This window comes from Brevibacillus sp. FSL K6-0770 (assembly GCF_038000275.1).
In the GTDB taxonomy this organism is placed as follows: Bacteria; Bacillota; Bacilli; order Brevibacillales; family Brevibacillaceae; genus Brevibacillus; species Brevibacillus parabrevis.
Genome location: NZ_JBBOBQ010000001.1, coordinates 1,108,414 through 1,135,153 on the forward strand (window position 1 = coordinate 1,108,414; position 26,740 = coordinate 1,135,153).

Genomic DNA, 26,740 nt, shown 5'->3' on the forward strand with positions numbered 1-26,740 from the left:
GCCTTCACTGAAGATAGCACACCACGCTTGCCCGGCAAGCAAACGTGACAGTTCTGTCCCTTTCGGGTACAGCCCCAGCCCACGCGCACAGAGATGCGATATGAGCTTCGGCGGCTTTTCCCTTTCCTGGAGTCATAGATTTCTTCTGAATCTCGTACAGGATGACATAAAAGCCGCGACCTCTACCCTCACCGTGAAAGATGAGGATAACATGTATGAAGTTGATTTATTTATCAACTATATAAGATTGATCGTTATTAATCAATGAAAAAAGTTATGCTGCAAAATATTGCTAGAGTGGGAGCAAGGGCTACAAAAATGACCTGCGCGCAGGCCAAGAGCCTTGCAGCTTGCGGATTTGCACGATTTGTCCCGTATGAAAAGCGTCGTGCAAAATGATGCTCATCACGCTTTGCCCGATGGAGATGGTGGGCAGCGGCTGATCGAATGCATCGTCGGAAAGGGAGCGGAGCTTTTCATGAATGCCGCGATGTACTTCTTCCATGCGCTGCACCGCCGCTTGCCAAGCTGCTTCGTCGTCTGGCGCTCCGGATGGTTGGAAGGTGTCATCGTTCGTCTCAGCCGTACCAGGAAAATCCGTACCGGATAGACGGTGCAGCAAACGCTCTTTGAAATAGAGCAGATGACTGAGATTTTCCCAGATCGTGTTCGCTGCCTCTCCTTCGGGACGCCAGCTGGCTTGGGCCACGGTCACGCCATCCAGGGCGTGCTTGAGCGGTGGATACCAATCTTCTTTGTCATACGTGCACTCCCATTCATGAACAAGCAATTCCATCCGATTCATGTGTTTCCTCCTCGTCTGTCAAACAGATTGGTGAAGCGCTATAATGGTAATAAGAAGAAGTTTGTAACGTTCAAAATGAATTTTGGTGGTTACAAGATGATCTTACCATATGTTGGTGTTACCTACAAGAAGCGAAAATAGATGGGGGAAGAGAAGTGTGCAATGGCTATGCATCGATTTTTTAAACAGCGATTGGCGTGACTGGCGCGGGACAGGCCGCAAGGAAAATCGCCTGGCAAAGCGGGAATGGCAGGAATGGTTTTTGCAAGAGCACCAATTGCAGGCACCGCTGCCGCTTGACGAGGAAACCGTCGCTGTTCTTGTGCAATTTCGCGAGTATATGCGAATGCTTTTGGAAAAGGTGGTCAGCGGGGAGGCATTGCTGCAAGAGGAGTTGGAGCAGCTGAACGAGACGCTGGCAAAAGCTCCGTTTTACGTTCGCGTCGTGCCTGGTGAAGAGGAAGCAACTTATGCGCAGGAATGGCATAGCGCGATTGAAGGATGGCCACTGGTCATGGCGCGGATCGCCGGGTCTTTTGCCACGCTGTTGCTTCCGTCCCATCTGGAGCGGATCAAGATTTGCGACAACGAGGACTGCTGCTGGGTGTTCTACGATGAAAGCCGGAACCGGGTGCGGCGCTGGTGCGACGATAAAATGTGCGGCAATCTGATGAAGGTACGCCGTTTTCGGGAGCGGCAAAAGGAGAAAAAATGAGCGAAGGAAAAGGGGCAGAGAAACAGACTGCGCCTTTTTTCATGTCTGGGCAAAAGAGCAGGGAGAAGCCCACGATCTGCTGTCGCTGCCATCGTTGTAGCAAACGTTTTACGGCATGGGAAGCGTCATGCTTTCAGTATGTGTAGCCCGCGAATCCGCAAATGCAAATGACGTACATGGAAAGGAAAATGGAGGCATAATAAGAAGCAGGTAACAAGGGACCGGAAGCGAGGTGGCGGGATGAGTCGCAAACGGAAAATATGGCGCAGGGCACTGGTTTTGCTTTTGCTTGTAGGAGCGTGTACGGCGATCTGGTATTTGCGTCCTTACCAGCACGATCAGGCTGCCAAAGATGCGATGCAGGGCGGCGAAGGCATCACCGTTATCGATACGGGGGACTGGATTGCTTTTGAAGGCGGGGAAGCCCGGGAGCCAGGGCTGATCTTGTATCCAGGCGCTTTGGTCAAATCGGAGAGCTATGCACCGCTGGCACGAGCTTTGGCTGGTTCCGGATATCGGGTATTCGTAGCGAGAATGCCGCTGAATTTGGCTATCAGCGATGTCGAGCGAGCCAATCAAGTGTTGAAAGCATATCCCAAGCAATCGTTTGTGATCGGCGGGCACTCTTTGGGCGGAGCCATGGCAGCCCGGTTTGCGGTCCAACACCTCGATCGGATCGATGGCGTCTTCTTTTTGGGAGCTTATCCGGACAAACGGGGAGATTTGCAAAAAGCGGAAATACCCGTCTTGTCCTTGCTCGGATCGCGGGATGGCGTGGTGAATCGGGAAAAGTTTGCGGCCAGCAAGGCATTTTTGCCGGAGAATGCGGTATTCATGACAATCGAGGGCGGCAATCACGCGCAGTTCGGCAGCTATGGCGCGCAGGAAGGCGACCAGCCTGCTGCCATCACTCCGCAGGAGCAGTGGCAGCAAACAGTAGCGGCGATCAAGGATTGGCTCCTGTCAGACGTCATTCCCCGAAAGAGAGATAATGCCGGAAACGACTCCGGTAATCCGGATGTTTTCGGAAGGTAACAGGAGCGGTTCGTCTGTCGGACGCGTGGTCGTAAACAAGCATTCTACCGGATTGACATCTGTTGCGATGCGGACGAGAAACTGGCCTTCCTGCCTGATCAGGACGGGCCTGTCTTTGATCGGTTCCATGGAGAAGTCGGAAATAAGCAAAGCGTCTCCGGGAAAAATGCCGAGGCCGGAAAGACCGTCATCTTGCATGATCAAAGCGAATCGCGCCACGTGATAGCTCGCCACTTCAATGGACGGACGCAGCGACAATTCCTCATCCTGGTCGAGTGGCAGCTCGAAAAAACGGCTGCTGTAAGCGTCTCCCGCTATAAAGATTCGTTTCACGAAAAATCGCCTCCGAAAAGATGGTCAAAAATGCCTGGACGGTCTATCAATCAATCGTAGACGGGAAAGCCTTTGGCGTACAGGCGGCTGAGAATCCGGTCAAAGCGGGTGCGCGCGAGAGCAAGCGGGACCTGAAAGCGGCTGGCCAACAGCACAGGTGCCTGGTAGCGGGAGCAATCCGCCAGTACAGAGCCCATCATGAAGAGCGGAAGCAAAAGGTGCTCGGCAAAATGATTCGCCTGCGATTCCTGCCAATCGATCATCCATTCGCTGGACTGCGGCTGTACTCCTTCATGCAGGAGCAGGTGCCCAAGCTCATGCGCGATTTTTACCCGCTGGGTCGCAGGGTCGAGACGTTCATCTACCGCGATGATGTAGCGATTCGGCAAGCTGGGATGGGCGTGGGCGCGGCTGCGGCCGTTGATGAAATGGATTTCGATGCCATATGTTTCGCACAGTTGCGCGAGATTGATTTGTTCGGGCAGCTCCATGCCATGGTGGCGCAGCAAAAGATAGACGCGGCTTTCCAGCCAGGTTTGCGGTTTGCCGATTTCTTGTAAAAGGGAAAAGTGCATCAGGAACCTCCTGAAAAATTGGAACGTACGTTCTGTTTTGTCTCGAAAAGAAAACCCCTCTGTGGGGTTATTTTTTTTTCAGCTCTTCCGTGATGTCAAACAGGGAAGGCGGGCGTGATTCGCGTACCTGGCGAGCTTTCCACTGCTTTTTCAGGTCGTACCAGTAGCGGCGGATTTCTTTCTTTTCTTCTTCAGAAGCTTCCAGATACCCATCGAGAAAATAGTAGTCGTCCGGGTCGTCGATTCTCTCCTGCAACAGCTCGTCCAGTGAACGCTGGCCTGTCTGCGCAGACGAAGAAGCCACATAAACAGCGCCGTCTTCGGTTCGTCCCAGAAGCCAGTCGGTCGTAACCTCCAAAATATCTGCCAGCTGCATCAGCATGTCATTGGGAGGGGTGCTGTGGTTATTTTCGTAGTTGCTGATCGTGCCCTTGGTCGTGCTGACACGTTCGGCCAGCTCTTCCTGAGTCAGACCTTTCGCTTTGCGAGCTGTGCGTAAGCGCTGAGATAGCATGAGCGCCAGTCCTTCCGTTACAGATGTACAACTATATTGTACTAAAAGACAAGAAAGAAAAAAAGTATGTATGAAAATATTGTATTTTTCATTTGACATACAAGTATTTTGTACATTAAGATGCTTATACAAACGAAAATAAGAACGAACGTTCTGATTATGAAAGGAGGTGGACACGTTGAACGAAAAAGTGTCTGCGCCAGCGTACGAACGCAGAGACGCAGCGCAGTGGGGGCAGAGAAACCACGAAAGCAAAACGAAAGCCAAAAGGAAGAGGTGAGGACACATGAAACAAAAATCGTTTGTGCTGCTGTTACTGCTGGCTGTAATCACAGTCGTTTGCCTTCCGGGAAGGGCGGTTACGGCAGCAGCAGATCCACTGGCTGACATCTACCAGCTGGATCAGGAGTTGTTGAAGCTTTCGCAGACGCTCGACTTTTTTCAGGAGGTCGCTACCAAGAAGAACAACGAGCCGCTTGCCAAGCAAATTGGCGAGGAAGCGTCCAGGCTGTTCGAGCAGGCCAAAGCGCTTCATCAAATTAAGGAAGCGCCTGGTCAAATGGAACGGGCTGCAAAGCAAGCGGCTGTAGAAAATCAGCTGTCGGTTCAAAAAACACCGCTTGCCGAATTGGTTGAGACGTACAACGAAAAGGCAGATGCCTACTGGGAGCAGCTCATGCCAGAGTTATCCGCTGCCAGGATGGGAAAAAACAGTGCGAAGCAGGCGAAATTGCATGCTGCTGCTGTCAATGCTACTGCTACTGCCGCCGCCGTCTTGGACCCGTTTGAGCCGAACGACGATGTTGGCAGTGCTTACCCGATTACGCGAGGAAATATGTACAATTCCAAGCTGTCGTGGAAGCAAGACACCGATATTTATCGCTACGATTCGGGAGCGCAAAGCGGACAGGCAACGGTTACCTTGTATGTTCCTGACGACGTGAACTACGACCTGGTTGTGATTGAAGCGCCAAACAAGGCGATCGGCACCAGCATGAAGCCGACACTGGGGCAAGACGAGATCATTACGTTCCAGATCGAGCCGAACAAGACGTATTATTTTTCCGTGTTCAGCATGGACCGTCACTTTAGCGAAACTGCGGAATACACGCTTTTGCTCAGCGATGTGAAGGCGGTGCTTGCGCTCAATCAGCCTGTCGATATCAGTTTGCCCGCCGGAGAAGTGCCGGCTTACCGCTTCACGGCTCCTGTAACAGGCAACTATCGGCTGTACACAAGTCCGTACGGCGGATTTGGGCCGCTGTTCGATACCGTTCTGCTCGTGTCTCGCGACGAAAAGCTGCAGCAAGTGGTGAGAATCAATGACGAAGCGACTCCGGGCGCGCTTTTTTCGGAAATCAACACACCGCTGGAAGCGGGAGTGACGTATTTTGTGTGGGTTTCTTCTTACGACAAGCAAAAAGGCGTTCACGCCCGATTGACAGCGGCGCTGGATACGAAGGCAACGGTGGCTTCGCCTGTGCTGCATGAAGCGGCTGCAAACGACGGCAGCCTCGCGGAACAACAGGTCGTCACGATCAGCAACGGAATTTTGACTTCGGACGCAGCGAGTGCCGTGTCTGTCAGCAACGTTCCGGCTGGACTTACGCCAGTTGTCACAAGGAACAGCAACTCGATGCTGACGATTCAGTTTGCGGGGAAAGCAGCCACGCACGAGAGCAAGCACAGCGTCCAGAACTTGTTCGTCACCATCCCGAAAGCCAAGGTAGCGGGGATGGATGCGGACGTGGTAGTAGGCCCGTTTGCCATTGAGTTTTCCGACACGGAACCGTTTTTCATGAATGCTCCCAAAGATGTCAATCTTGGGGCAGGCGCGAAAAAAATCGTGAAGTTTACACCGCCGTCCTCAGGCAGCTTCGAGCTGTATACGAGCTTTTACGGCGACAATCCGGCGGAAGGGACAAGCAATACGCAGCTCGCCGTCTATGAGGATTACGCGGGCACGCGCCTGATTGCCGCCAATGACGACGGGGATCAGCCGCCATTTTCCAAGGTGCGACTGTCCATGCAAAAGGGACAAGACTATTATGTCGTCCTGTCAGCGGCAGGAAACGGCGCGGTGCATGCGCGACTCGCAGCCCGTTATTTGGGAGTGGAATACATCTACAACGCCAAAGGGCAGCTTGTACAAATCAAGCAAAACGGCAAGGTTTTGGCCGAGTATACGTATGACGGAAACGGAAATCTCACACGCAAACTCATTCATCAATAAGAGGAGGGATACGATGCGACACAATCGTTGGATCAAAAAGATAGCAAGCGTCGTGCTGACCAGTTCGCTGCTCATGCCGAACATCGCTGTTGCCGAGGCGAATCTTTTGCCGAAGCAGGCAGCTTCCCGCGCTGCGGATGAAAGCGCCACGACGAAGAAATGGCTTTCCGCTTATCAGGCTGCTTTGCAGGCCGGAGCGGGAGCAAAGGAAAAGCAGCCGGATGAGCAGCCGACCTACACAAAGGCAGAGGTCATGAAGCTGGAGTGGGGGCCGCTTTCAGCCGAAAGTGTCTGGCAGTTGTACCAGACTGATGACAGAAAATTGTTGCAACTTGCGGCGTATGTGTACCCGCAGCTCGACCAGTTTTTGTCGCATAACGAACAGGTCGACAAGTATCAATGGCTGGACGAGGCGTTCCAGAAGAAGATGGACGGCCTAACCGCAGCCGAGAAAAAGCAGTTGGCTGCGTATGCGCCACAGGTTGTCGCTTTGCACGAAAAAGGCAAGGAGGTGGCTGCGGCGAAAAAAGCGCTCTCGCCAGCAGGTAAGGCGAAAGCGACAGAAAGCGCAGCGCCTGCCACACAAACCGCGTCTGCACTGGCAAGCATCCCCGATGCCATGTTTGAAACGGAAGGCTTGACCTACAAATACCAGCGCACCAATACGGACAATCCGGTGGACGAGCTGTACCGGGCGGCAAACGTGCAGGAAGTGGATGTGCAGCTGGAAGGCAAGCATGGCATGGACTTGACGGTCGAACGCCGCTACTCGTCGCTGGATGCGATGACGGAAAGGATTTACTTTTCCACATCAGGCAAAAACAAAACAGCTCCGCTGCAAGGAAACAACGATGGTTTGCCGGAAGGGTGGAGCTTTAATTTTCCGCAGTTTCAGGAAGTGTCCAAAGAAAACGCGAAGTGCACGTTCCGGTCGGATGATTCCAAATATACATGCGGTGCGGTAAGTGAGGGAAAGCGCTACATTTTTACGTTGGAAGACGGGACGATTCTTGAGTCTTCTTCTATCAAAGGGGAATGGGTGAATACGCCGTACAAGCCAAATGCCGGCATGTTATCCTACCGCCAGCCTTCCGGGGAGTTTGGCGAGAAACATATTGTGACGCTGTCCGTAGATGGCAACACGTATGAATTTGGCGAGGATCATAAATATCGCAATGATGAGCTGTATCGGATTTTCCTGGTCAAAAAGACGAATGCCTACGGAGATACCATCCGCTACCGCATTCCTGAGGACTACCGATTGCCGATTGAAATAACAGACAGTGTCGGCCGCCTGATCGTCATGGAACGAGGCGGGGGTGTCAATCTCAAGGTTTATCAGGATGCCAGCGAGACAAAGCTGCTGAAACATCTCGAATACGACTCAGATTACGCTACCAACACAGATCGGGTTGTCGAGCATAGCGTCACGGGGGGAGAGAGCAAGGTCGTCGCCGAGTATAGCTATCTCGATCCGAAAACATACGGGAACGCCGAGTTCGATCTGCATGCCGGATATGGCTTCCCTGCGCCGAATGGCGTGATCGACTTCAACGACGGCGGCCTGGAATCTACCGCGTATACGAATCTCGACAAGGAGAGAAGAAACACCGTCGAATACAAGCTGCTCAAGCAAGTCAACTATCCGGTCGAAGGTTTGTCCATGACCTATACGTACAGCTTGTACCAGCCGGATGCTCCAGGGTTCCTCGACCGGGGCGTGACCCGGATTTATCACGACAAGGAAGCGCTGACGTACACCAGCTATTTGCCTGTCACAGCGGTCAATTTCCGTTTTGCGAAAACGCCGCATCCCGATCAGCCTGGCACAGAATGGTATTCGTATACGAAGTATTATCCGCACATTACAAAAGAAATCTGGAAGTCGCCCAAAGCGCAATCGGTTCGGTTTGCCAAGCAGTCGCTTGCCAGAGACGGGGCATTGGTCGTGTCCAGAACGTTGCAGGACGGGCTGCCAAGTGAAGATAAAAGCTACACCCCTAACCTGGATCGCAATTTCGTGCTGCAATCGGTCAAAAATTACGTGGGCAGCGGAGCAGATAACGAGACGATTCAAGGAGAGCTTTCCTTCACAGAAGACGGCAAAACGTACCGCTACGCGCCGGCGAGCTACACCAGCTATTTGTACAGGGGACGGGATACAAAACCGGCTTATGTGTACAGCTTCATGGGCCGCCCTGCTTCCATGACTGCGGATGCGGACATCTACGCGTTCCTGCTCGCTCCCAATCCCGATCGGCTGGACAAAGTCCAGGCAAGGCTTGGCCGCTACGCGTTAGTTAGCGAATACAGCTACAACTCGCACGGGGAAGTGACCAAAGAGGTCGATCCGAAAGGCAACGTGACGTTGCGGGAGTACGTCCAGCCGATTTGGCAATCCGGGCTGCGGATGCCAGCGAGCATAAAGAAAACGGCTGCGGACAACCCGAGTCATTTTCACGAGGAAACGTATACGTATACCGATAAAGGACTTTTGGCAACGGAAAAAATCGTCGACTCTTACCCGGACGGGGCGGGAGCCAAGGTGGTGCAAACAGACCGCACCTACACATACAACGACAAAAAACAGCTCACCTCTGTCACGGAAGCGAGCACAGGACCAGATGCGAAAACCGTGACGCAAAAAATCACTGCCTACGAGCCGATGGGCCTGTACCCTGCGGATATGAGCCTGGAGGTGGAAGTGGCGACGGGGCAGAAGCAAAGCCTGTACCACGTCTTTGTTTATGACGGACTCGGCCGCCTGACCGCTCGTGCTTATCCGGATAACACTGTTGTTCAGTACGAGTACGACTTGCTCGGCCGCCGAACAAAAGAAAGCGTGACCAGCAAGCAACAGACGAGGACGACGACGTATGCCTACGACGACTCTGCGCGCAAGGTGACGATGACGTTGCCAGACAGCACGAAGCTGGTGACGCAGTTCACGCCTTACGGGGAAGTGGAGTACAAGGCGCAACTGGGCACGGACGGCACTGTGCGCCCGCTGCTTTACAACACCTATTCGCTGGACGGCAACCATCTTTTGTCCAGCGCTCCGTACGCTGACAACAATCGGGCGACTACGTACGTCTATAATGCTGACGGCAGCGTCTGGCAGAAAAAAGACCCGGTCGGCACCACCGTGTACTTGACCGCCAACACGGTCAACGACGGAACCAGCTATGCGCCGGCGCTCACCCGCCTGACCTTGGCGCCAAACGGCTTGCAAGCTGTGCAGTACCACGACCGCTACGGGCAACTGGAAAAAGAAGTCCAGCGGGCTGGGGATGGCGTGCAAAGCATGACGACCAAGCTCGTCCGCAACGCTTTTGACCAGGTAACGAAAAAGACGGAAACAGACCAGACAGGCAAAAGCCGCACATGGGAGTATCGCTACACCAATGACGGCAACATCACCAACCTGCTCGATCCCGAACAAAACCGCTACCAGTACGAGTACGATGCCCTCGGCAATCTGGTGACTGTGACGGAAAATCAGGTACTGACGACAAGAAATCATTACAATGCCCTGTCGTGGAAGCTGAGCGAGCAGGACGTGCCATCTGGTGCGACCGAATCTTATTATTTTAATCAGAATGGTACGCTGAACACATTTACCGACAAGACAGGAAATCGCCACTCTTATCGATATACGCCGTTTAACGAGTTGGCAAGCCTGATGACCCGCAACGCTTCCGGTACCGTGACCAATTTGGAAACCAAAGACTACGTTCCGAATACGTCACTGGTCCAGAAAGAAACAAACAGCAATGGGGCGGACATCACCCCGACGGCCAGCAACTACCGCGAGATCACGTACAGCTACGATGCCTTCCAGCGCTTGAAAAGCCAGACCGTTTTTGGACGCACCTACCAAATGGGCTACACGGATCGCGACGATCTCATGGATTCGTTGACGTACCCGGATGGCACAGCAATCGCTTATCGATATGATCATGCCGGTCGTCTCATCGAGGTCAACAGCGGACTGACGGGAAAAATCGAGTACGCTTATGTCGTGGACAATACCGGAGAGCAAATCAAGGCGGCATATCCGAACGGTCGCAGCAACAAGCGCAAAATCGATTCTTTCGGGCAAGTTCAAACTGTTGTGCACGAGAAAAATCAAGCAGCGGTCTGGAATGAAGCGAACCAGTATTCTTTTGGCAACGTGGTGTCCATCCAGCGCAACGGCACCACTCTTCAGTACGAATACGACAAAATCGACCGCTTGACCAAGGAAGTTGCTCCCGGCACGACGAATCAATACTCATACGACGGCCGCGGCAACCGCTCCGCTTTTGCAGGCACTTTGCCAACCGAATCCGGCAGCTTCACTTACACCTTCGATGAGCGCAACCGCCTGCGCGGCGTCTTGAACGAAACGACAGGCGAGACGTCTGCCTACACGTATTACAGCGACGGCCTGCGCGCCACGAAAACGGAGAACGGTGCGCAAACCAAGTACGTCTACCTGAGCGGCAAAGTCATCGAAGAACTGGACGCAACCAACGCGCTCAAGGCGCGCAACGTCTGGGGCAACGAACTGCTATTCCGCCAGGACGCTGCGGCTGGCAAAAAGGGCTACTACCACTACAACAGCCACGGAGATGTCGTGGTAATCTCGGACGCAACTGGCCAGGAGCTGAACACGTACACATACGACACGTGGGGAAATCTCACCGCCAAAACGGAGGCGATGTCCAATCCGTATCAGTACAGCGGCGAGATGTACGAGGAGAAGACCGGGTTCTACTATTTGCGGGCGCGGTATTACGATCCGAAGGTAGGACGGTTTGTTTCGGAGGATACGTATAAGGGGCAAGTGGATAATCCGTTGTCGCTGAATCGGTATGTGTATGTGAGTAATAATCCGCTGAGGTTTGTGGATCCAAGTGGGCATAAGCAACTGGAGTTTACAACTGGTGGACAAGAAAGAGTTAATTCTACTGGTTTAACATTTGAAGACGCATCGATTTATTGGGCGAAAAAGACGGTAGAATGGGCAGATGCTACAGGAAAGGTTCCTTATGATTGTGTAGCAGAAGTTGTACCAGCGGAATACGTTGAGGAAGTTAAAACGATTGTAGGATTCGTTGGTGGCAAGAAGTGGGCGGAAGAAGCAGGGGACATTTCCACACTAGGAGTGTCTGCGGCTGGAGCGGGTGCAGCTGCTGGTACTTTGAAAAATTTGGGGAATATCGCTGCAAAAATTGAATCTAATGCCATGGCGCAGCTAACGAAAATAGAGCAGACTGCTGGAGGGCATTTCTTCTCGAGACATGGCGCGCAAACAACGCTTGCCCAACAATTGCAAAGAGCAACTACTGGAGTAACTCCAGATGGAGTTATTGGTCGTGCAGTTGACTCATCTCGTTTTCTTACACATCAGAAACAACTAAATGCTGTTCAACGAGCAGATACTATTTTTAAGCAAACTGGAAAAAACTCTTTCTATTTCGATATGGGTGAGATAATTGGGGAAGGGTATTTATCAGGTGGGGGGAGCATAATCAATACGACTAAAGTTCAAGCTGTGTATAGAGAGGGGAAATTGATTACGTTGTACCCTAAGTTAAGATAATCAATTATCAATTTTTGGAGGTATAACATGAAGGTAGTGAACCCACACTTTTTGTCTGTTTTTTTAGTTCCAATAACGGGGCTAGCTGATGCTGACGAGGCCATAGAACATTATAAAAATATTGAATTACTAACAGAAGAACAGTATAAAGAAGTCATCAGAGAAACGCTTGTAGAATATTTTCAAAATCTTGAGGAAGATGTAAAGAGAAAATCAAAATTAGCCCTTAGTTATTGTTTAACGAAACCAACAGTTGATTTTGAAAGTGTATTTGAATCACTGCTTCCACCATTTGACCTTCCGCCTAATGCACGAGATTTCTTTTTATGGCTTTGGGAAGAATTGTTTATTGGTGAAAGTTATGAGTTAGCTGATGCAGAATCATACAAGGTTGTCGCAGATATGTATGAGCCACTCCGCTCTACAAAAAACTAATCTATACTAAAAATTTTGGATGTTAGGAATAGTTGGCGACCATCTAGTGCCTGGCCCTAAACGAGTAATGAATAGCTCGGATGGGGCTTTTTTTACACTGATTCTATGAAATGAAGTGGCAATATGTTAGGGCTACCTTCGCTTCGGCATTGAGCGACCATGTCAGCTAAGCGAATTGAATACTGTGACTTGCAGCATGCAAAATTTGATAACCGAATGATTTGATCAAAAGGATTTTAGCTGACTCCAAAAGTATCTTACTCATGAAGAAGTACGTACTGTCCGATACGAATAAATAATGAATGATGGCTATTGGACTGTTTGATCACCAAAATTACTCCCCAAAAAAGGAGGCCCCACATGGACCTGGACAAACTCAGCAAAGAACTCTCATACGCCCTCAGGCACGCCCCGCACGAATATGAGCTGGAGCTGGATGAGAACGGCTGGGTAGACGTGCAGCAGCTATTGGAAGCATTGAGGGAAGCAAAGCGGTGGAGGGAGGTTAAGGAAGAGCATTTGTTTCAAATGATCGAAGCCTCCGCGAAAAAACGTCATGAAATATCGGGCGGAAAAATCCGGGCCTTGTATGGTCACTCCGTACCGCAGAAAATCTCGAAGGAGAAAAAACAACCGCCGGAAGTGCTGTACCACGGGACGGCGACACGGTTTGTAAGTTCCATCATGGAAAGCGGCCTCTTGCCAAAAGGCAGGCAATACGTACATTTGTCAGAGGATACAGAAACCGCGCTGCAAGTCGGGAAAAGAAGAGATGAAAAGCCTGTCTTGCTGAAAATTCACGCGAAAAAGGCATGGGAAGAGGGAACGGCCTTTTATTTTGGCAATGAAAAAGTATGGCTGGCGGACGAGATTAGCGCAAAATACATCACGATTTGCTAGGATGCTCCTGCTGATGCGCGAAAAATCCATCCAGAAGTTCCGACACGAAAAGCTTATTCCCACTCAAGCAACGAAGGGAATAAGCTTTTTGCATGCTCATAATCAATAGCGAAAAGGGACAATCCACCATACCTGCAAGCCCTCAAGCAAGGCGAAAAAGAACGGAGCTTCATTACCAGCAAGCAGTCTAAAAGGCAGAGGATAACTGCCGAGACATGTTCCTGCTGCCAAACCAATGTAATGTGTGGCATTTTTTCTATTCATACGTCTTCTAGAATAGTTCGATTTAGCTTCCGGAACACCAGCCAGCAAGGCCCTTTTCAGCAAACAAGGAGCTATCATGCCAAAAAAATCCGAGGTTGATTAGCAGCACGAACGGGACGGGATAATGAATGGAACTTCCATTTCGCAAGTGAAAGTAAATAAAAATAGAAGACACAGCAAGGAGAGAAACAAACTCATGCATATCCAGCAACTGCAAGCAGATCAGCCATACCTGTCCCAAATCGTGCGTTTATGGAATGACAACGCCCAAGAAACAGCAGATTGCTCGCTGAGCGAAGAAGAGATGGAGGCAATCGGGCAGCAGTTGGCTGATTACGTACAGTCTCCGTATGGAATGGTACACATCGCTGTTGACGACGAGCAAAAACTGATTGGCTACGGCCTTGCTTCCCTCAAAAAAGACATGCTCACAGAGGAGTACATAGGCCAAGTAGATGAGCTTTACGTAGTTCCTGCTTACCGAAAGCAAAAAGCGGGGCAAGCCATTTTTCATAGCCTGAAAAGTTGGTTGGAAAACCAAAACGTTGTGGCGATCCAGGTGTTTGTCGACGTGGATAACGCATCGGCGCAAGCGTTTTGGGAATGCACAGGATTCAGCAAGGAATTTTATGTGATGTCGGAAGAGGAGTAAAAATGAAGGAACGAAACTCGCATAGCAGCATCGTAAAAAGGGACTTCTCCAGCAGGATTTGCAAAGACTGGGGAAGTCCTTTTTTTGACAGCAAGCTTTCCCCAAAGTGCCTAATGTGAGGTGCTTTCTGTTCCCTCTAGGTCGATCGTTCCAATCCCGCCATTTCCCTATAGTTCGAACTAACGATTCTTGCTGGAAAGCACTCTATCAATTTGGAAAATCAAACCACAATTTAGTAGAATAGCTGTATAGAACATATGTATCCATAATTGGACCGAAAGGAGAACACCGCGTATGCGTCTGGCTGTCACAGTCAAAAGCATTGGCAAGCGCAAAAATGCCCTTAGCCGCATCCCGGTCGAGCTGCTGCCATCTCCCCGGACATTGCGGGAGCTGATTGCCGGATTGGTAGAGTGGAATATTCGGGGGCTGCTCGAAAAACAGCAGCAGGTAGCGCTTGTTCCTTACTTGACCGCCGAAGAAGTACAGGAGCAGGCGGAGATTGGCAAAGTGGGCTTTGGCGCTGTCTACAATGACGGGGTTCCAGATGTGCAGCAAGCTGTCGACACAGCGATTCTCGCTTTTGAAGACGGCTTGTATCGCGTGTTTGTTTGCGAGCGGGAAATCGAGGCATTGGATGAGCCGCTTGCTTTAAAAGAGGACGATGAGATCGTGCTGATCCGGTTCACGATGTTGGCTGGGAGATTATGGTGAGAGGGGAGCACCCAATGAGTCATGAAGAAAAAGAGCAAGCATACGAAGAATTGATCCAGGCTCGAATCCAGGCAATTGCGAAAGAAGATCGGGATTTCGCCCATTTGCTTGTCGAGCTGAGCAAACAGAGATACATCGATGAAGACAACATGAACGAGTGCAGAAGTTTTCTGCTGGAGCGGGCAGCGGGGGAGGAGAGCCGTCTGTTCGAGCCGCTCGTCCAAATCGTGGGACAGTTGCTGGAAAGCGAGCAGGCTGAGGTGTTGCGCCATATTGTAGTGCATGCCTCGGAATATCCGTTCGCCCAAGGCTATGCGCGTCGGCCGTTCCGTACAGCTGAGGCAGCGCCGAAAATGGGACTCATCGTTCAAAAGGCAATCGCGCTGATGGTCATGGACAGGGAGCAGTTCAAAATGTCGGATTATTTGACCACGACAGACTACTCTCCGGCGAGAAACTACCAGATTCGCCATGTTATTGGCGACGTGATCGGCTTCGAGCTGGACCGGGGCAACCAGCAAGTGCGCGAGGCACTCAAAGAGATCATTTACGGGGAAAACCAGACAGCGCTGCTCACTCACGAAATGATCAAAGGGATTGTCATGAGTCACCAGGAAGACATGTACCAAATGCTCGGGGAGCTGTTAAAAGCGGCTCGTCTGCAAGAAGGGCTGCGGCAGAGCATCGTCGAACGGATGGACGAGGGTACGCTTGCGGCAAATTTGTACATGCTCAAGCTGATCATCGACGAAGGCTACATACGCTACAGTTCCGTAGTCCGGGCACTGGGCGTCTGGACGGGCATGTCTCTGGAAGCGGCCAATCAACGGGTGGCCGGACAGCTGATCGAGCAGGCGTACCGCGCTTTGACAGAAGCAGATGTGCGCGAGCAGTGGCTGGCGAGCAGCCATGCCAACGAGGTTTACATTGCGCTCTGGGCGACAGCCGTCCATGAGGAAAAAGACTTGTACGAGCAGATTGAGCGGTTGATGCGCGAGGGACAGCGTCACCAGAAGATCGTTGCGCTGTACGTGCTGGCGAACAGCCAAAACCGCGAACTGCGTCTGCGATTGGCTCGCGAGCAGCTTCATGAGACTGATCCCGAGCTGCAATACTGGGTACTGATGAATTACTGCTACCAATACTACCCGCTCTGGCGCAAGCCTGGAACAGAAGCGGACGGCCCGACGATTACGTTTGAGCAGGTAGAGGCGCTGAAGGACAAAAACGAGCGGCAGCGTGATTTTTCACTCTTGCTCGCGATGTTTGACGTAATGGAAAAAGAATACTCGGCTCCGTCCAAAGCTCTCGATTTTGTCCATATCCAGTACACGTCCGATTTGCCTGTGCAGAAAATGCTGTACATAGCGGCATACGATATGGACAGCGACTGGATTGCCCAGCTCATCTCGCGCAAAGACAAGATGAGTCCTGACCAGCGCGGCGCCATGCTGTCCCATTTTATGAGCGACAAGGAGCGCCCGGCGCTGCGATCATTTATTTTTGAGAGCCTGACGGACAAAAGCATGAAAAACCGCGAGCACGCGCTGGAACAAGCCAAAGAAATGAGCCTCGCGGACGAGGAACTGCTTCCGATGGAGGAACTGTTGAAGCTCAAGACGGGTTCGCTTCGTCAAAGCACGATTGGGCTGTTGCTCAGCCAGCCGGAAGAGATTTTGAAGTCTTCCCTGACCAGACTGCTTTCGGCCAAAAATGAGTTGCAGCGACTGGGCGGACTGGAAGTTTTGACAGAAGTGAAAAGCGATGCTTCGCGCCAGGAGCAGTTTGAACGATTGCAACCGTTGGCAGAGCTGATCGCTGAGCCGACGGCAAAAGAAAAAGCCGTTCTGGACAAGCTGGTGCAAACAAGCAGTGCAGGACGAGCGGAGGGCTTCGGGTTGTATGATCCTGAGCAGACAGAGCCGTGGTTGCTGGAAGAAAAGGACACGAGCACGTTTTCTTTTGAAAAAGACGCCTTCACGTTGTCCCTGAATGAAATCAAAGCTTTTCTGCAAGGGCTGGACGAACTCGTGCACAAGCATCGCGATGTGGAGTACGTGTCCGAATACTATTCCGGCTACAAAGACACGCTTTTGATCGGCACGAATTTGCGCGAGCTGTATCCGCATCGTTGGCACCAAACCGGGGAAGAACAAAGCTCGCGTCTGGAGTGCTACCCGCTCGCCGAAGAGTGGCGGGCCTATCTGCTGGAGAGCAAGCTGTCGGCTCATGAGCTGATGCAGCTTCACTACTATACGATACTGGAGCCGTTGGATCGGACGCTGGACGGCTTGTACAGCTATTTTTCCGACGAGATGGAGTACAGCGAATTGCAGAAGCACAAGCTCCTGGAAGGTTGGCGCAAGGAGTTTGTCGAGGAAGCTTATCCGCTTGCGAAAATGCTGGAGATTCAGGAAGCGTTCAAGGCGTTGACTTACAACAACCAGGTCAGGCAGTTGATTCAGGCTTTTTATCATGACAGCGACAAGCAGGAAACGTTCCGTTTGACCGATTCGGCTGTCCACAAGCTGATTGCAAACATGCGTCCATACGAGTCCAAAAACTCCACGGGAGTATTTGAGTTGCTGGCGCAGCCATGGCTGAACATGACCCGGACTCGCGTGTACGATGATGCGTCGTTCAAAGAGTTTTACCATACCGTATTCGCCTATGATCGGGTGGTTCGCGACAAAAATGGCATGTCCTCTTACAATCTGGAAGAACGGCTGCGCGCTTTTGAAGCAGGGATGATTGGCGAAGCCGAGCTGTACAAGGCGCTGCTCGGCAGTGGCGACAGCAGCAGCTACCTGTGGACGATGACTTCCGGCAGGATCGATTCGCTGCAGGAGCGGCCGAAGGTGAAAGCTGTCCTCGATACAGTCGTGGATCGGATCGTCAGCATCGAGCTTGGTCGAGGAGACTTGGCTACAGAGGTGAGCTCTTTTGTGACAAGGCTGCAGCGATTCGAGGGCATGGACTACTGGGTGCGGCTTTTGGCCGGGCTTGACCAGGATGCTTTTGTCCGCGGTTACGTCTACAGCTACAATGGCAATTTGACGAAAAAGGAAGCGTTTAGCCATCTGCTGAAAAACTGCCACCCGCGCACAGGCGAAGATGCTGCCCTGCTCGGCAAGCTATTGAAAGAGCACAAAGGCATTACGGAAAAGCGCCTGCTCGAAGCCGCCATGTATGCGCCGCAGTGGATTGATATCGTAGCCGCGCACTTGGGCTGGGAAGGGTTGCGCAGCGCGGCCTGGTACTTCCACGCCCACATCAATGAAAGCTTTTCGGCGGAAAAGGAGACGGTGGTTGCCCACTACTCCCCGATTACGCCGCAGGAGTTCAACGATGGCGCTTTTGATATCAACTGGTTCCGTGAGGCGTATGACACGCTCGGGGAAAAATGTTTCAAACTGCTGTATGAGTGTGCCAAATACATTTCCGCAGGGGCCAATCACAGACGCTCGCAGTTGTTTGCCGATGCTACTTTGGGCAAGCTGGAGCTTGCAAAAATGCGGGATTCAGCGGCAGACAAGCGCAACAAAGATCATCTGCTCAGCTACAGCCTGATCCCGTTGCGTGATGAGCGCGAGCAAGATTTGCGTCAGCGTTATGATTTCATTCAACAATTTTTGTTGCAAAGCAAAAAGTTCGGTGCGCAAAGACGGGCGAGCGAAGGAGTGGCAGGGCAAATCGCGTTGGACAACCTGGCGCGCAATGCCGGATACAGGGACGTTATTCGTCTGAAATGGGACATGGAGGCACGCAAGCTCGACGAAATGCAGGCGTATTTCGAGCCATATGCACTCGATGAAGAAACGACTGTCCAGCTCGTAGTGGATGAGGAAGGGCAAGCAGAGATCAAATCCATTCGCAAAGGCAAAGAGCTGAAATCGGTTCCTGCCAAGTTCAACAAAACCGAGCATGTGCTTCTGCTGAAAGAAATGAAGTCCGAGCTGACGGAACAGTATCGCAGGGCGCGCCAGGAGCTGGAGCGTTCCATGGTGTCGGGCAACACCTTTACCGGCAAAGAATTGGCGAAGCTCTACGGCAATCCGGTTATTCGTCCGCTGCTGAGCACATTGGTGTTCAAGTGCGGGGATCATCTCGGCTACTACGAAGGGGAAATCGAGTCGCTCCGCGATCCGTCCGGCAAGCTTGTCGGCCTGACAGACGAAGAGGAACTGCTGATCGCCCATCCGGTGCATCTTTTTGAAAGCGGGCTATGGAGCTTGTTCCAGCGCGATTTGTTCGAGCGCCAGCTTCGCCAGCCGTTCAAGCAAGTATTCCGGGAGCTGTATGTACCGAATGCGGACGAGCTTGCTCATGTGACGCATTCCCGCCGCTATGCGGGCTATCAGGTGCAGCCCAAGAAGACGGTTGCGTTGCTTAAGAGCAGACAGTGGACGGTCAGCTATGAGGAAGGGCTGCAAAAAGTGTTTTACGCGGAAAATCTGATTGCCAGCCTCCAGGCGCTGGCGGACTGGTTCTCGCCAGCGGATACGGAAGCGCCTACGCTGGAACATATTCAATTCCTCGACCGGAAAACGTACAAAAATGTCGGGCTGGATCAAATTCCGCCTGTTCTGTTCTCGGAAGTGATGCGTGACGTCGATCTGGTTGTCAGCGTTGCTCATGTCGGCGGCGTCGATCCAGAGGCCAGCCTGACGACGATCGAGCTTCGCCGTGTCATCGTAGCCGAATCGCTGCGCCTGTTGAAGCTCGGCAACGTGCGGCTGGAAGGCAACTACGCCCGCATAGACGGAAGCCTTGGCGAATTTGCTGTCCACTTGGGCAGCGGCATGGCGTACAAGCAGGCGGCAGGAGCGCTGCACATCGTTCCGGTTCATTCCCAGCACAGAGGACGCCTCTTCCTGCCATTCCTGGACGAAGATCCAAAGACAGCGGAGATTTTGTCCAAAGTCGTCATGCTTGCGGAAGACAGCAAGATCAAAGACCCGCAAATTTTGATGCAGTTGCGTTAGTTAACAATCTTTATAGCAATTCAGCGCATGCAGAGAGCCCCAAGAGCAGCATACTTGGGGCTCTTTTGTTGTAAAAGGATTGAAAGTGCGTGAGCTTATTACAAATTAAGAGAATATTTCTCGAAAAAATTACCTAGTTAGTAAGTCTTAGATAATTAGTGTTGAACGAGGGTTTCGTAAAAGGCCGCTTGTTTTGTATTTAATATATATAAAATAGTAATCTGAAGCTTTTAATACAAGGATATCTAATCGAATGACCACTGCTTGGGTGAAGATAACAGTTATGTATTACTCGATTGTTTAGTTCACAAAAACGTAACAAATGTTACCGTTTTGTGAAGAAATAAACATTTTTCATCCTTTAATGTAAAAATAAGGTATTTTGTTGGTTTCTGATTTATATGCTTATTCATTTAGTGATAGAGAGGAGTGAAAAGGTTACATGCTTGAACACTGGAAGGCAGTGTAGTGCATTTTTTAACTAGGGAAATATCATTTCAAACTTTGTGGGTAGTTATGGAGGTAGAAAATCAGTGAAGAAAATGAAACTGTTATCATTATTACTTCTAGCAACTATATCTTTGTTATCAACAAGTGCTGCAGCCCATGATGATCGTTGCAACGATTCTAGTTGCCACGTGTGGCGAGGTGGATTTAATACTGGGGATAAGGTCAGCGATTTGAAGTATTGGTTGGACTCCTCGGTTTCTAGTAACAACTATACTTCTATTTTAGATTTTGGAGCCTCGTCATGGAATGATATATCAGCAAATGTTTCACTTTCCAAAGTATCAAAAAAAGATGATTCACAGGTCAGGGCATATGTTTCTTATTATTCTCAATTTTGGGATGGACAGTGGGAGCCTTATTATACTGATTCAAAAGGAAAATTAAGTTTTGATAGCAATAACTTCGAAGATTGGAGCGTAGGAAACATTAGACTTAATTTGCAACAAATAGGAACAAGTTCTTCTAGTTTTAAAAAGAAAGTTGCTGTGCATGAATTTGGTCATTCTTTAAGTTTGGCACATAACAATGATGATGTATCAGTCATGAAACCAGGAGACCTTTCTTTTAATGTGCCTCAAAAAGCAGATAAAACCCATTTGAAAAATAGGTGGAAGTAATTTGGAGGGAAATAAACATGTTTGGAAAAATTGTAATGGCTTTAACAGCTTCGCTTGTAGCTGGATATGTCTACCTAGACAATCAGGTAGAAGTAAGAAACTCCCATGCATCCGTTACAGTGTATGAGAGTGTGAAGGATTTGGAAGAAGATGCTGACCTGATTATCATTGGGGAAGCAACTAATAAGACAGAAAACTATATAAGGTATCACGAAGATGGGGAAATTGATGATTATTCGACGAAAAGAATGGTGAAAGTCGAAAAAATATTTAAGAACCAATTGGATGAGAAAATTGCTGTCGGTGATGAGGTCGAAGTTTGGGAACCTAGTATCATCGTGAAAGATGATGTCATTGGAAAACAGCAGCGGACGATTGAAGGCTATCGGCTTATGCAAAATAAAAAGAAATATGTTTTATTTCTAAAGAAAAATACTTACTTTAATAACTTGGCTCCCTTAGGGGTTATTCAAGGTAAGTTTCCTCTCGATGAAGCAAGAAAAAGTTTACACTCTGTATACAAAGACGAATTTCAACATTATAACTTCCCTGAGTTTGACAAGTTGCAGAAAGAAGTTTCAAGTAAGTACAACATTGAATAACACAAGAAAAAGCTGTTGAAGTTGTTCAACAGCTTTTTCCTATTTACTAAAAGTACAACTACAAATTTCACAAAATTTTAATCCCACTAATAATAATCACAATAGAAATAACCCATCGCAAAAACACAGTCGGCACCTTGCAGGAGAGCCTGCTGCCGATGATTACTCCGGGGATGGAGCCAAGCAACAGCTGCATTACAATGAACAGATCAACCGTACCAAAGCTCATGTGGGCTAGACCTGCTGCACTGGTCAGGAAAAAAGCGTGGGCGATATCCGTGCCGACGACTTCTTTTCCGGAAAAGGCGAAAAAATGCATCAGGGCGATGGCGAACAGCGATCCGCTGCCGATGGAGGTCAGGCCGACAAGAAAGCCGAGGAGTGCGCCGACGGCAATCAAGACGAGACGTTTTTGGGCGAGAGGTTTTTGCTGCCACGTATTGAGCTGCGGCTGGCGGCGGTTCAGCAAGCTTTTGAGCAGCATGGCGATCGGTATGAGAATCAAGGCAAAGCCCAGTATCTTTTTAAAAATCTGATCGGCGGAAGTGACGTACAAATGAATCCAGTTCATCACATGGACAGCTGCGATAGCGCTGGGGATGCTGCCCAACGCGAGGTACAGCACGATGGAAAAATGGACGGTTTTTTGTCGCCAATGCTGCCATGTGCCAAAGATTTTTGTGATGGCGTTGTACACCAGGTCTGTGCCTACGGCGACGGTCGGCTGGATGCCTAAAAAAATCAGGATAGGGGTCAAAAGGGCAGCTCCGCCAACTCCGGTGAGCCCGACAAGAAAGCCCACCAACAGACCGACAATCGTCAGATGAAAGTCCATCCCGTGCATCCTTTCCTTGTCGCTTCTTAAATTCAACATCTATCTCTAAGATAAGCAAAAGCCCAGTATTGGTGAGCCTAAATTCTCATTTTCAAGGGGAGCGAATTATATTATCATTGGTTATACATTCCACAAAATTCTACTTTTTACGAAAAGGGGAATACATAACGCAATGTTTAATGAACGGAAAGCGTTGCAGATGACACTACAGGCCATGCTGGAGCAAAGGATGGTTCTGCGCCGTCAATACGTAGATCAGGACAAGCAACTGGGAGCAGACATCAAACAGCTTCTCAACCGGATTCGGGAAATGGACATGGAAGCCGGGATTGAAGCGGTTGAAGCATCTGAAGAAGTAGCGGTGGCTGCAGAGGAACTTCCAGCTGACATGGTGAAGCGCATCAAAGTAAGGAAGACGCACATTCGTCACAATTATCAGGAAGTGGCGGACTATATTGAGAACATTTTGCGGGAAAACATGTCTCCGATGTCACTTGTTGACCTTTGTTTGATTCTGAAGGAAAGACACGATGTTGAATTTGCCAGCCCTTACATCGGTGTACAGAAGTCATTGAAGTACCTGCCCCAGGTAAAGGTGGAAAAGGACGGAAGAAAGCTGATTTTTTCATTGGCCTAATACATTTTTGCGTACACAGCAAAAAGGCGACGTGCTAGCACGATCGCCTTTTTCTGTGAAAAACGTCTCAACGTTTTTCATGGAGTGAGAGTATTTGTATCGTTTACTGGAGGAATGCTTTGAGCATCCAGATATGTTTTTCCAGGCCGCTGCGGATGGACAACAGCATGTCTTCTGTTGCTTCGTCGCCTGCTTGCTCGGCAGCTTCCATCGCCAGTTTCAGTTCGTCTGTGAGAACCGAGAAGTCACGGGTGATGATTTCCACCATTTGCTCGGCGGTTTCATTGCCTTCCGCTTCCGCGATGCTCGCTGTGTTCAAACATGCAGCAAGGGTGCCTACAGGTTTGCCGCCAATCGAGAGAACGCGCTCTGCCAAAGCATCAATATGTCCGGCAGCTTCGGTGTACAGCTCTTCAAATTTCGCATGCAAGGTGAAGAAGTGAGGCCCTTTTACATTCCAGTGGAAGTTGTGCAGTTTTGTATACAGGACAGTCCAGTTCGCAACTTGTTTATTCAAAACGTTGAACAGTGTGTTTTCCATAGTGATGATCTCTCCTCTTTTTTAAATTAATTCCTTGTTTATAATTATTATAAACTAATACTCGTTATTGTCAAGCTTTTCATCCTGAAATCTTCGAGAAAGCAGGGAAAAAATCATGCAGCCAAGCATACACGCCGTCATTTTGGCGGGGGGAAAAAGCAGCAGGATGGGCGTGCCCAAAGAACAACTGCCATGGCGAGAGGGAACATTTCTGACCGAGCTGGTCAAAGAAGTAGCAGCGGCAGGCATGCCTTGCCTGATTGTTTCCAATGAACCGGAGCGTATCCCGGCAGAGGTGGCGGGACGTCCTGGCGTGCGGGTCACCCCTGATCTGGTGCCGTCCGCAGGGCCAGTGAGCGGGTTGGTGACGGCGCTGCGGCTGTGTACGGAAGAGGTACTGCTTGTACTGTCCTGCGACCTGCCGTTTATGGATCGTGAGCAGATTGCGCGACTGGTTGCTTGCGCAGACGATCAGGAAGCGGGCTGGGAAGCCGTCATTCCGTATGCGCAAGACAGGCTGCATCCGCTCTGCGCCTTGTATCGAAAAAGCACGCAGCCTGTCTGGGAACAAGCGCTTGAGCAAGGAGAGCTGCGGCTGATGAAGACGATTCAGAAGCTGGCGGTTTTACAGGTGCCGGATGGTTGGCTCGATCCGTGGGCGCTGTTCAATGCGAACACGCCGGAAGAGTACGACATCGCCTGCCGCGAGGAAAAGCGCAGAACAACAGGGCAGCAGTAGGCGCAGCTTTGCTTTGTGCGGGGGCGGACGAAAATGTTCAGGGTAAAATAATCCGCTGCGGCTGCGTATACACGTTCATTTTGTTGTGGCGAATGAAGCCGACAGCGGTTATTTGCAGCTCATCTGCCAGTTGCAGCGCCAGATCGGTCGGAGCCGATTTGGACAAGATGATGCCCGCGCCGATTTTGGCTGCTTTCAACAAAACTTCAGACGACAGGCGGCCGCTGAACACGAGAATTTTGTCGGTCGTGGAGATGTTTTCCCGCAGGCATTTTCCGTATATTTTGTCCAAGGCGTTGTGGCGGCCGATATCTGAATACTGCAGCAAGATTTGTTCAGGCGAGCAGAGGGCCGCATTGTGCACGCCTCCCGTTTGCCGATGGATGTCAGAGGAGGCTTGCAAGTCCTCCATGAGCCTGATGCACTGATCTGGAGTGACGGAAGTGGTGCCGCTGGCAGGCTTTGCCGTGCGGGCATCGCTGAAAAAGTAAAAAGATTGCCGGCTTTTTCCGCAGCAGGAAGTAATTCTGCGCTTCGAGTAAAAGCTCTGCGACAAAATCGTCGCTTTGTGCAAGTCTACGTAAGCTATGCCTTTTGCTTCATCAATTGTGATTTGTTTGATCTCTGCAAAGCTTTGGATCGCGCCTTCCGCAGCCAGAAAACCGACGACCATCTCTTCCAGATCGGCAGGCGTACAGACGATGGTAGCAAACTCTTCCTCGTTCAAAAAGATCGTGAGCGGGTATTCCGTGACGATTTCGTCGTCTTCCCAGACGTGGTGGTCAGCCGTAATTTTTAGGACGCTTCGGCTCGTTGTTTTGCTAAGCTCCGACATGATAACCTCCTGTGTGCATATAGTCTTAATGGATAGAAAAGCGATAAATAGATTTATAGAGAGGAAAATATTGTATAGTGAGCGCTTACATGGTAGTATACTATGTAGAACTTTAAGTGTCATAATATTTCGTTCTTTCAGTAATCAGAACGATCCACAAAGCGAGATGGCACGGAACAGCGAACCTGTCACCGAACCTTTCGCAGCGATTTGCCAATCGAATACGAGGGCACGTGCTTGTTGATGCTGATGTAGCGTTCCTGCTGATGATTAACTGCTGTGTTTCATTGAACCGTTTGTTTCTGCATGCTTTGCATGTTGGGAACACAAGGGCTTCGATGAAATCAGCAGTTTTTCTTTTTGCTTTTCCAAAACCATTCTAAAGGAGATGAGTTCGATGGAGCAACAAGTGAAAAACCGCTGGCTGATTGCGCTGGCTGCGGTGGGAATCCATATCTCGATTGGATCGGTGTATGCATGGAGCGTATTTACCAAGCCGCTTACCCAGCAATTTGGCTGGGAACTGCCGGATGTGCAGTTTACTTTTAGCATCGCCATCCTGTTTCTCGGGCTGTCGGCTGCTTTTCTCGGCCATTACGTCGAAAAGCACGGACCGAGAAAAGCGGGAACGCTGGCCTCGATCTTTTTCGGAGTGGGCATCGTCGGCTCCGGGCTTGCGACCCAGTTAGCCAGTTTGCCGCTGCTGTACATATGCTACGGAGTGTTAGGCGGTATCGGGCTTGGAGTCGGTTATATCACTCCGGTGTCTACTTTGGTCAAATGGTTCCCGGATCGTCGCGGACTGGCGACGGGGTTGGCGATCATGGGCTTCGGTTTTGCTTCGATGATCGCAAGCCCGATCATGAATGCGCTGATTGAAAGTGCAGGAATTGCGAACACTTTTTACGTTTTGGGCATTGTTTATTTCATCGTCATGTTTGCTTCTGCACAATATTTGTCTCCGCCACCGAAAGACTGGGTTCCCGCGGGCTTTTCCACAAATGGCGAAGCGGGCGACAAGCCGATCAAAAAAGATTTGTGCCAGCTGACGGCCAACGAAGCGATCAAGACGCGGCGTTTTTACTGGCTCTGGCTGATGCTTTTTATCAATGTGACTTGTGGAATCGCTGTCATTTCGGTCGCTTCCCCGATGGCGCAGGAAATGGTCGGCATGTCTGTGCAGACCGCTGCCCTGATGGTGGGGCTGAACGGCTTGTTCAACGGGGGAGGACGGATTGGCTGGGCTTCGCTGTCTGATTACATCGGCCGTGCCAACACGTATACAGCTTTCTTCGCGATCCAGATGGTGCTGTTTTTCCTTTTGCCGAACATGAGCAATCCGTTGCTGTTCATGGTTGCGATGTTCATCATCATGACGTGTTACGGCGGCGGGTTTGCATCGATTCCGGCCTACATTGGCGACTTGTTCGGCACAAGGCAGCTGGGCGCGATTCACGGCTATATTTTGACGGCTTGGGCGGCAGCCGGGCTGGCAGGCCCGATCTTTGCCGCATGGGTTCGGGAGACGACGAAAAGCTACACCGGGACGATGAGCGTTTTTGCGGCGATGTTCATTGTCGCCCTGCTCATTTCCCTCTTAATCCGAGTGGATATTAAAAAATTGAAGGAAGAAGCCAAACAAAGAGAAAAGTCTGTTGAATTGGCTAGTTGATCAAT

Annotated in this window: 21 protein-coding genes and 1 riboswitch; of the genes, 14 read left to right on the top strand and 7 right to left on the bottom strand. The window is 50.5% G+C overall.

Going from position 1 to position 26,740, the window contains the following annotated elements:
• Positions 1–6: 6 nt before the first annotated feature.
• Positions 7–193: riboswitch (Lysine riboswitch) on the bottom strand.
• Between the two features lie 117 nt (positions 194–310).
• Positions 311–805, bottom strand: a complete 495-nt coding sequence (locus NST23_RS05670; RefSeq protein ID WP_340963308.1) for a DinB family protein — start codon at positions 803–805, stop codon at positions 311–313.
• A gap of 157 nt (positions 806–962) precedes the next feature.
• On the opposite strand from NST23_RS05670, the gene NST23_RS05675 reads away from it, so the two are divergent.
• Both NST23_RS05675 and NST23_RS05680 read left to right on the top strand, forming a co-directional pair.
• Entirely contained in the window at positions 963–1,520 is a 558-nt protein-coding gene (locus NST23_RS05675) for a CGNR zinc finger domain-containing protein (protein WP_340963312.1), read from the top strand.
• Positions 1,521–1,760: 240 nt separating this feature from the next.
• Positions 1,761–2,555: an alpha/beta fold hydrolase gene (locus NST23_RS05680; protein WP_217021847.1), complete on the top strand. Its 795-nt coding sequence runs from the start codon at positions 1,761–1,763 to the stop codon at positions 2,553–2,555.
• Here NST23_RS05680 and NST23_RS05685 read toward each other — a convergent pair.
• The 3 genes from NST23_RS05685 to NST23_RS05695 form a co-directional block, all read right to left on the bottom strand.
• Positions 2,484–2,888, bottom strand: coding sequence for a hypothetical protein (locus NST23_RS05685; protein WP_122962723.1), 405 nt, complete (start codon positions 2,886–2,888; stop codon positions 2,484–2,486). The genes NST23_RS05680 and NST23_RS05685 overlap by 72 nt on opposite strands.
• Before the next feature lie 50 nt (positions 2,889–2,938).
• A complete protein-coding gene (locus NST23_RS05690; protein ID WP_063231495.1) occupies positions 2,939–3,463 on the bottom strand; it encodes an ImmA/IrrE family metallo-endopeptidase in 525 nt (174 codons plus the stop codon).
• Positions 3,464–3,530: 67 nt separating this feature from the next.
• Positions 3,531–3,977, bottom strand: a complete 447-nt coding sequence (locus tag NST23_RS05695) for a helix-turn-helix domain-containing protein (protein ID WP_063231496.1) — start codon at positions 3,975–3,977, stop codon at positions 3,531–3,533.
• A 286-nt stretch (positions 3,978–4,263) separates the two neighbouring features.
• On the opposite strand from NST23_RS05695, the gene NST23_RS05700 reads away from it, so the two are divergent.
• The 9 genes from NST23_RS05700 to NST23_RS05740 all read left to right on the top strand — a co-directional run bounded on the left by NST23_RS05700 (position 4,264) and on the right by NST23_RS05740 (position 21,476).
• Positions 4,264–6,210, top strand: coding sequence for a hypothetical protein (locus NST23_RS05700; RefSeq protein WP_340963317.1), 1,947 nt, complete (start codon positions 4,264–4,266; stop codon positions 6,208–6,210).
• Positions 6,211–6,223: 13 nt separating this feature from the next.
• Positions 6,224–11,797, top strand: a complete 5,574-nt coding sequence (locus NST23_RS05705) for an RHS repeat domain-containing protein (protein ID WP_340963320.1) — start codon at positions 6,224–6,226, stop codon at positions 11,795–11,797.
• Between the two features lie 27 nt (positions 11,798–11,824).
• On the top strand, positions 11,825–12,232 hold the full coding sequence (locus NST23_RS05710) for a hypothetical protein (protein WP_122962726.1): 408 nt from the start codon (positions 11,825–11,827) through the stop codon (positions 12,230–12,232).
• Between the two features lie 360 nt (positions 12,233–12,592).
• Positions 12,593–13,132, top strand: a complete 540-nt coding sequence (locus NST23_RS05715) for an RNA 2'-phosphotransferase (RefSeq protein WP_122962727.1) — start codon at positions 12,593–12,595, stop codon at positions 13,130–13,132.
• 460 nt (positions 13,133–13,592) lie between these two features.
• Positions 13,593–14,048, top strand: a complete 456-nt coding sequence (locus NST23_RS05720) for a GNAT family N-acetyltransferase (protein WP_242772454.1) — start codon at positions 13,593–13,595, stop codon at positions 14,046–14,048.
• Between the two features lie 294 nt (positions 14,049–14,342).
• Positions 14,343–14,762, top strand: coding sequence for a hypothetical protein (locus NST23_RS05725; RefSeq protein ID WP_122962729.1), 420 nt, complete (start codon positions 14,343–14,345; stop codon positions 14,760–14,762).
• A gap of 14 nt (positions 14,763–14,776) precedes the next feature.
• Positions 14,777–19,747 (top strand): DUF4132 domain-containing protein, encoded by a 4,971-nt coding sequence (locus NST23_RS05730; RefSeq protein WP_340963323.1) that lies wholly within the window; start codon positions 14,777–14,779, stop codon positions 19,745–19,747.
• A gap of 542 nt (positions 19,748–20,289) precedes the next feature.
• Complete coding sequence (locus NST23_RS05735; RefSeq protein ID WP_229049937.1) at positions 20,290–20,874, top strand: matrixin family metalloprotease; 585 nt, start codon at positions 20,290–20,292, stop codon at positions 20,872–20,874.
• Between the two features lie 17 nt (positions 20,875–20,891).
• Positions 20,892–21,476, top strand: coding sequence for a hypothetical protein (locus NST23_RS05740; protein ID WP_122962732.1), 585 nt, complete (start codon positions 20,892–20,894; stop codon positions 21,474–21,476).
• 67 nt (positions 21,477–21,543) lie between these two features.
• Here NST23_RS05740 and NST23_RS05745 read toward each other — a convergent pair whose 3' ends face one another.
• The gene (locus tag NST23_RS05745) at positions 21,544–22,311 is read right to left on the bottom strand and encodes a sulfite exporter TauE/SafE family protein (protein WP_122962733.1); all 768 of its coding nucleotides are present in this window, start codon (positions 22,309–22,311) and stop codon (positions 21,544–21,546) included.
• A gap of 172 nt (positions 22,312–22,483) precedes the next feature.
• Between NST23_RS05745 and NST23_RS05750 the strand changes: the two genes are divergently transcribed.
• On the top strand, positions 22,484–22,948 hold the full coding sequence (locus NST23_RS05750) for a hypothetical protein (protein WP_122962734.1): 465 nt from the start codon (positions 22,484–22,486) through the stop codon (positions 22,946–22,948).
• 103 nt (positions 22,949–23,051) lie between these two features.
• Here NST23_RS05750 and NST23_RS05755 read toward each other — a convergent pair whose 3' ends face one another.
• Complete coding sequence (locus tag NST23_RS05755) at positions 23,052–23,489, bottom strand: Dps family protein (RefSeq protein WP_122962735.1); 438 nt, start codon at positions 23,487–23,489, stop codon at positions 23,052–23,054.
• 115 nt (positions 23,490–23,604) lie between these two features.
• Here NST23_RS05755 and mobA point away from each other — a divergent pair, with 115 nt between their 5' ends.
• Complete coding sequence (gene mobA / locus NST23_RS05760) at positions 23,605–24,228, top strand: molybdenum cofactor guanylyltransferase (protein WP_217364953.1); 624 nt, start codon at positions 23,605–23,607, stop codon at positions 24,226–24,228.
• A 37-nt stretch (positions 24,229–24,265) separates the two neighbouring features.
• On the opposite strand, the gene fdhD is transcribed toward mobA, so the two are convergent.
• Complete coding sequence (gene fdhD, locus NST23_RS05765; protein WP_173596010.1) at positions 24,266–25,063, bottom strand: formate dehydrogenase accessory sulfurtransferase FdhD; 798 nt, start codon at positions 25,061–25,063, stop codon at positions 24,266–24,268.
• Positions 25,064–25,460: 397 nt separating this feature from the next.
• On the opposite strand from fdhD, the gene NST23_RS05770 reads away from it, so the two are divergent.
• The gene (locus NST23_RS05770) at positions 25,461–26,735 is read left to right on the top strand and encodes an L-lactate MFS transporter (RefSeq protein WP_122962738.1); all 1,275 of its coding nucleotides are present in this window, start codon (positions 25,461–25,463) and stop codon (positions 26,733–26,735) included.
• The last annotated feature ends 5 nt before the right edge of the window (positions 26,736–26,740 follow it).

Coding starts and splice junctions, on each gene's coding strand:
- NST23_RS05715 (WP_122962727.1), top strand. CDS start 12,593: ATGGACCTGGACAAACTCAGCAAAGAACTCTCATACGCCCTCAGGCAC.
- mobA (WP_217364953.1), top strand. CDS start 23,605: ATGCAGCCAAGCATACACGCCGTCATTTTGGCGGGGGGAAAAAGCAGC.
- NST23_RS05755 (WP_122962735.1), bottom strand. CDS start 23,489: ATGGAAAACACACTGTTCAACGTTTTGAATAAACAAGTTGCGAACTGG.
- NST23_RS05740 (WP_122962732.1), top strand. CDS start 20,892: ATGTTTGGAAAAATTGTAATGGCTTTAACAGCTTCGCTTGTAGCTGGA.
- NST23_RS05670 (WP_340963308.1), bottom strand. CDS start 805: ATGAATCGGATGGAATTGCTTGTTCATGAATGGGAGTGCACGTATGAC.
- NST23_RS05705 (WP_340963320.1), top strand. CDS start 6,224: ATGCGACACAATCGTTGGATCAAAAAGATAGCAAGCGTCGTGCTGACC.
- NST23_RS05680 (WP_217021847.1), top strand. CDS start 1,761: ATGAGTCGCAAACGGAAAATATGGCGCAGGGCACTGGTTTTGCTTTTG.
- NST23_RS05735 (WP_229049937.1), top strand. CDS start 20,290: ATGAAACTGTTATCATTATTACTTCTAGCAACTATATCTTTGTTATCA.
- NST23_RS05745 (WP_122962733.1), bottom strand. CDS start 22,311: ATGGACTTTCATCTGACGATTGTCGGTCTGTTGGTGGGCTTTCTTGTC.
- NST23_RS05720 (WP_242772454.1), top strand. CDS start 13,593: ATGCATATCCAGCAACTGCAAGCAGATCAGCCATACCTGTCCCAAATC.
- NST23_RS05700 (WP_340963317.1), top strand. CDS start 4,264: ATGAAACAAAAATCGTTTGTGCTGCTGTTACTGCTGGCTGTAATCACA.
- NST23_RS05770 (WP_122962738.1), top strand. CDS start 25,461: ATGGAGCAACAAGTGAAAAACCGCTGGCTGATTGCGCTGGCTGCGGTG.
- NST23_RS05750 (WP_122962734.1), top strand. CDS start 22,484: ATGTTTAATGAACGGAAAGCGTTGCAGATGACACTACAGGCCATGCTG.
- NST23_RS05695 (WP_063231496.1), bottom strand. CDS start 3,977: ATGCTATCTCAGCGCTTACGCACAGCTCGCAAAGCGAAAGGTCTGACT.
- fdhD (WP_173596010.1), bottom strand. CDS start 25,063: ATGTCGGAGCTTAGCAAAACAACGAGCCGAAGCGTCCTAAAAATTACG.
- NST23_RS05725 (WP_122962729.1), top strand. CDS start 14,343: ATGCGTCTGGCTGTCACAGTCAAAAGCATTGGCAAGCGCAAAAATGCC.
- NST23_RS05730 (WP_340963323.1), top strand. CDS start 14,777: ATGAGTCATGAAGAAAAAGAGCAAGCATACGAAGAATTGATCCAGGCT.
- NST23_RS05690 (WP_063231495.1), bottom strand. CDS start 3,463: ATGCACTTTTCCCTTTTACAAGAAATCGGCAAACCGCAAACCTGGCTG.
- NST23_RS05710 (WP_122962726.1), top strand. CDS start 11,825: ATGAAGGTAGTGAACCCACACTTTTTGTCTGTTTTTTTAGTTCCAATA.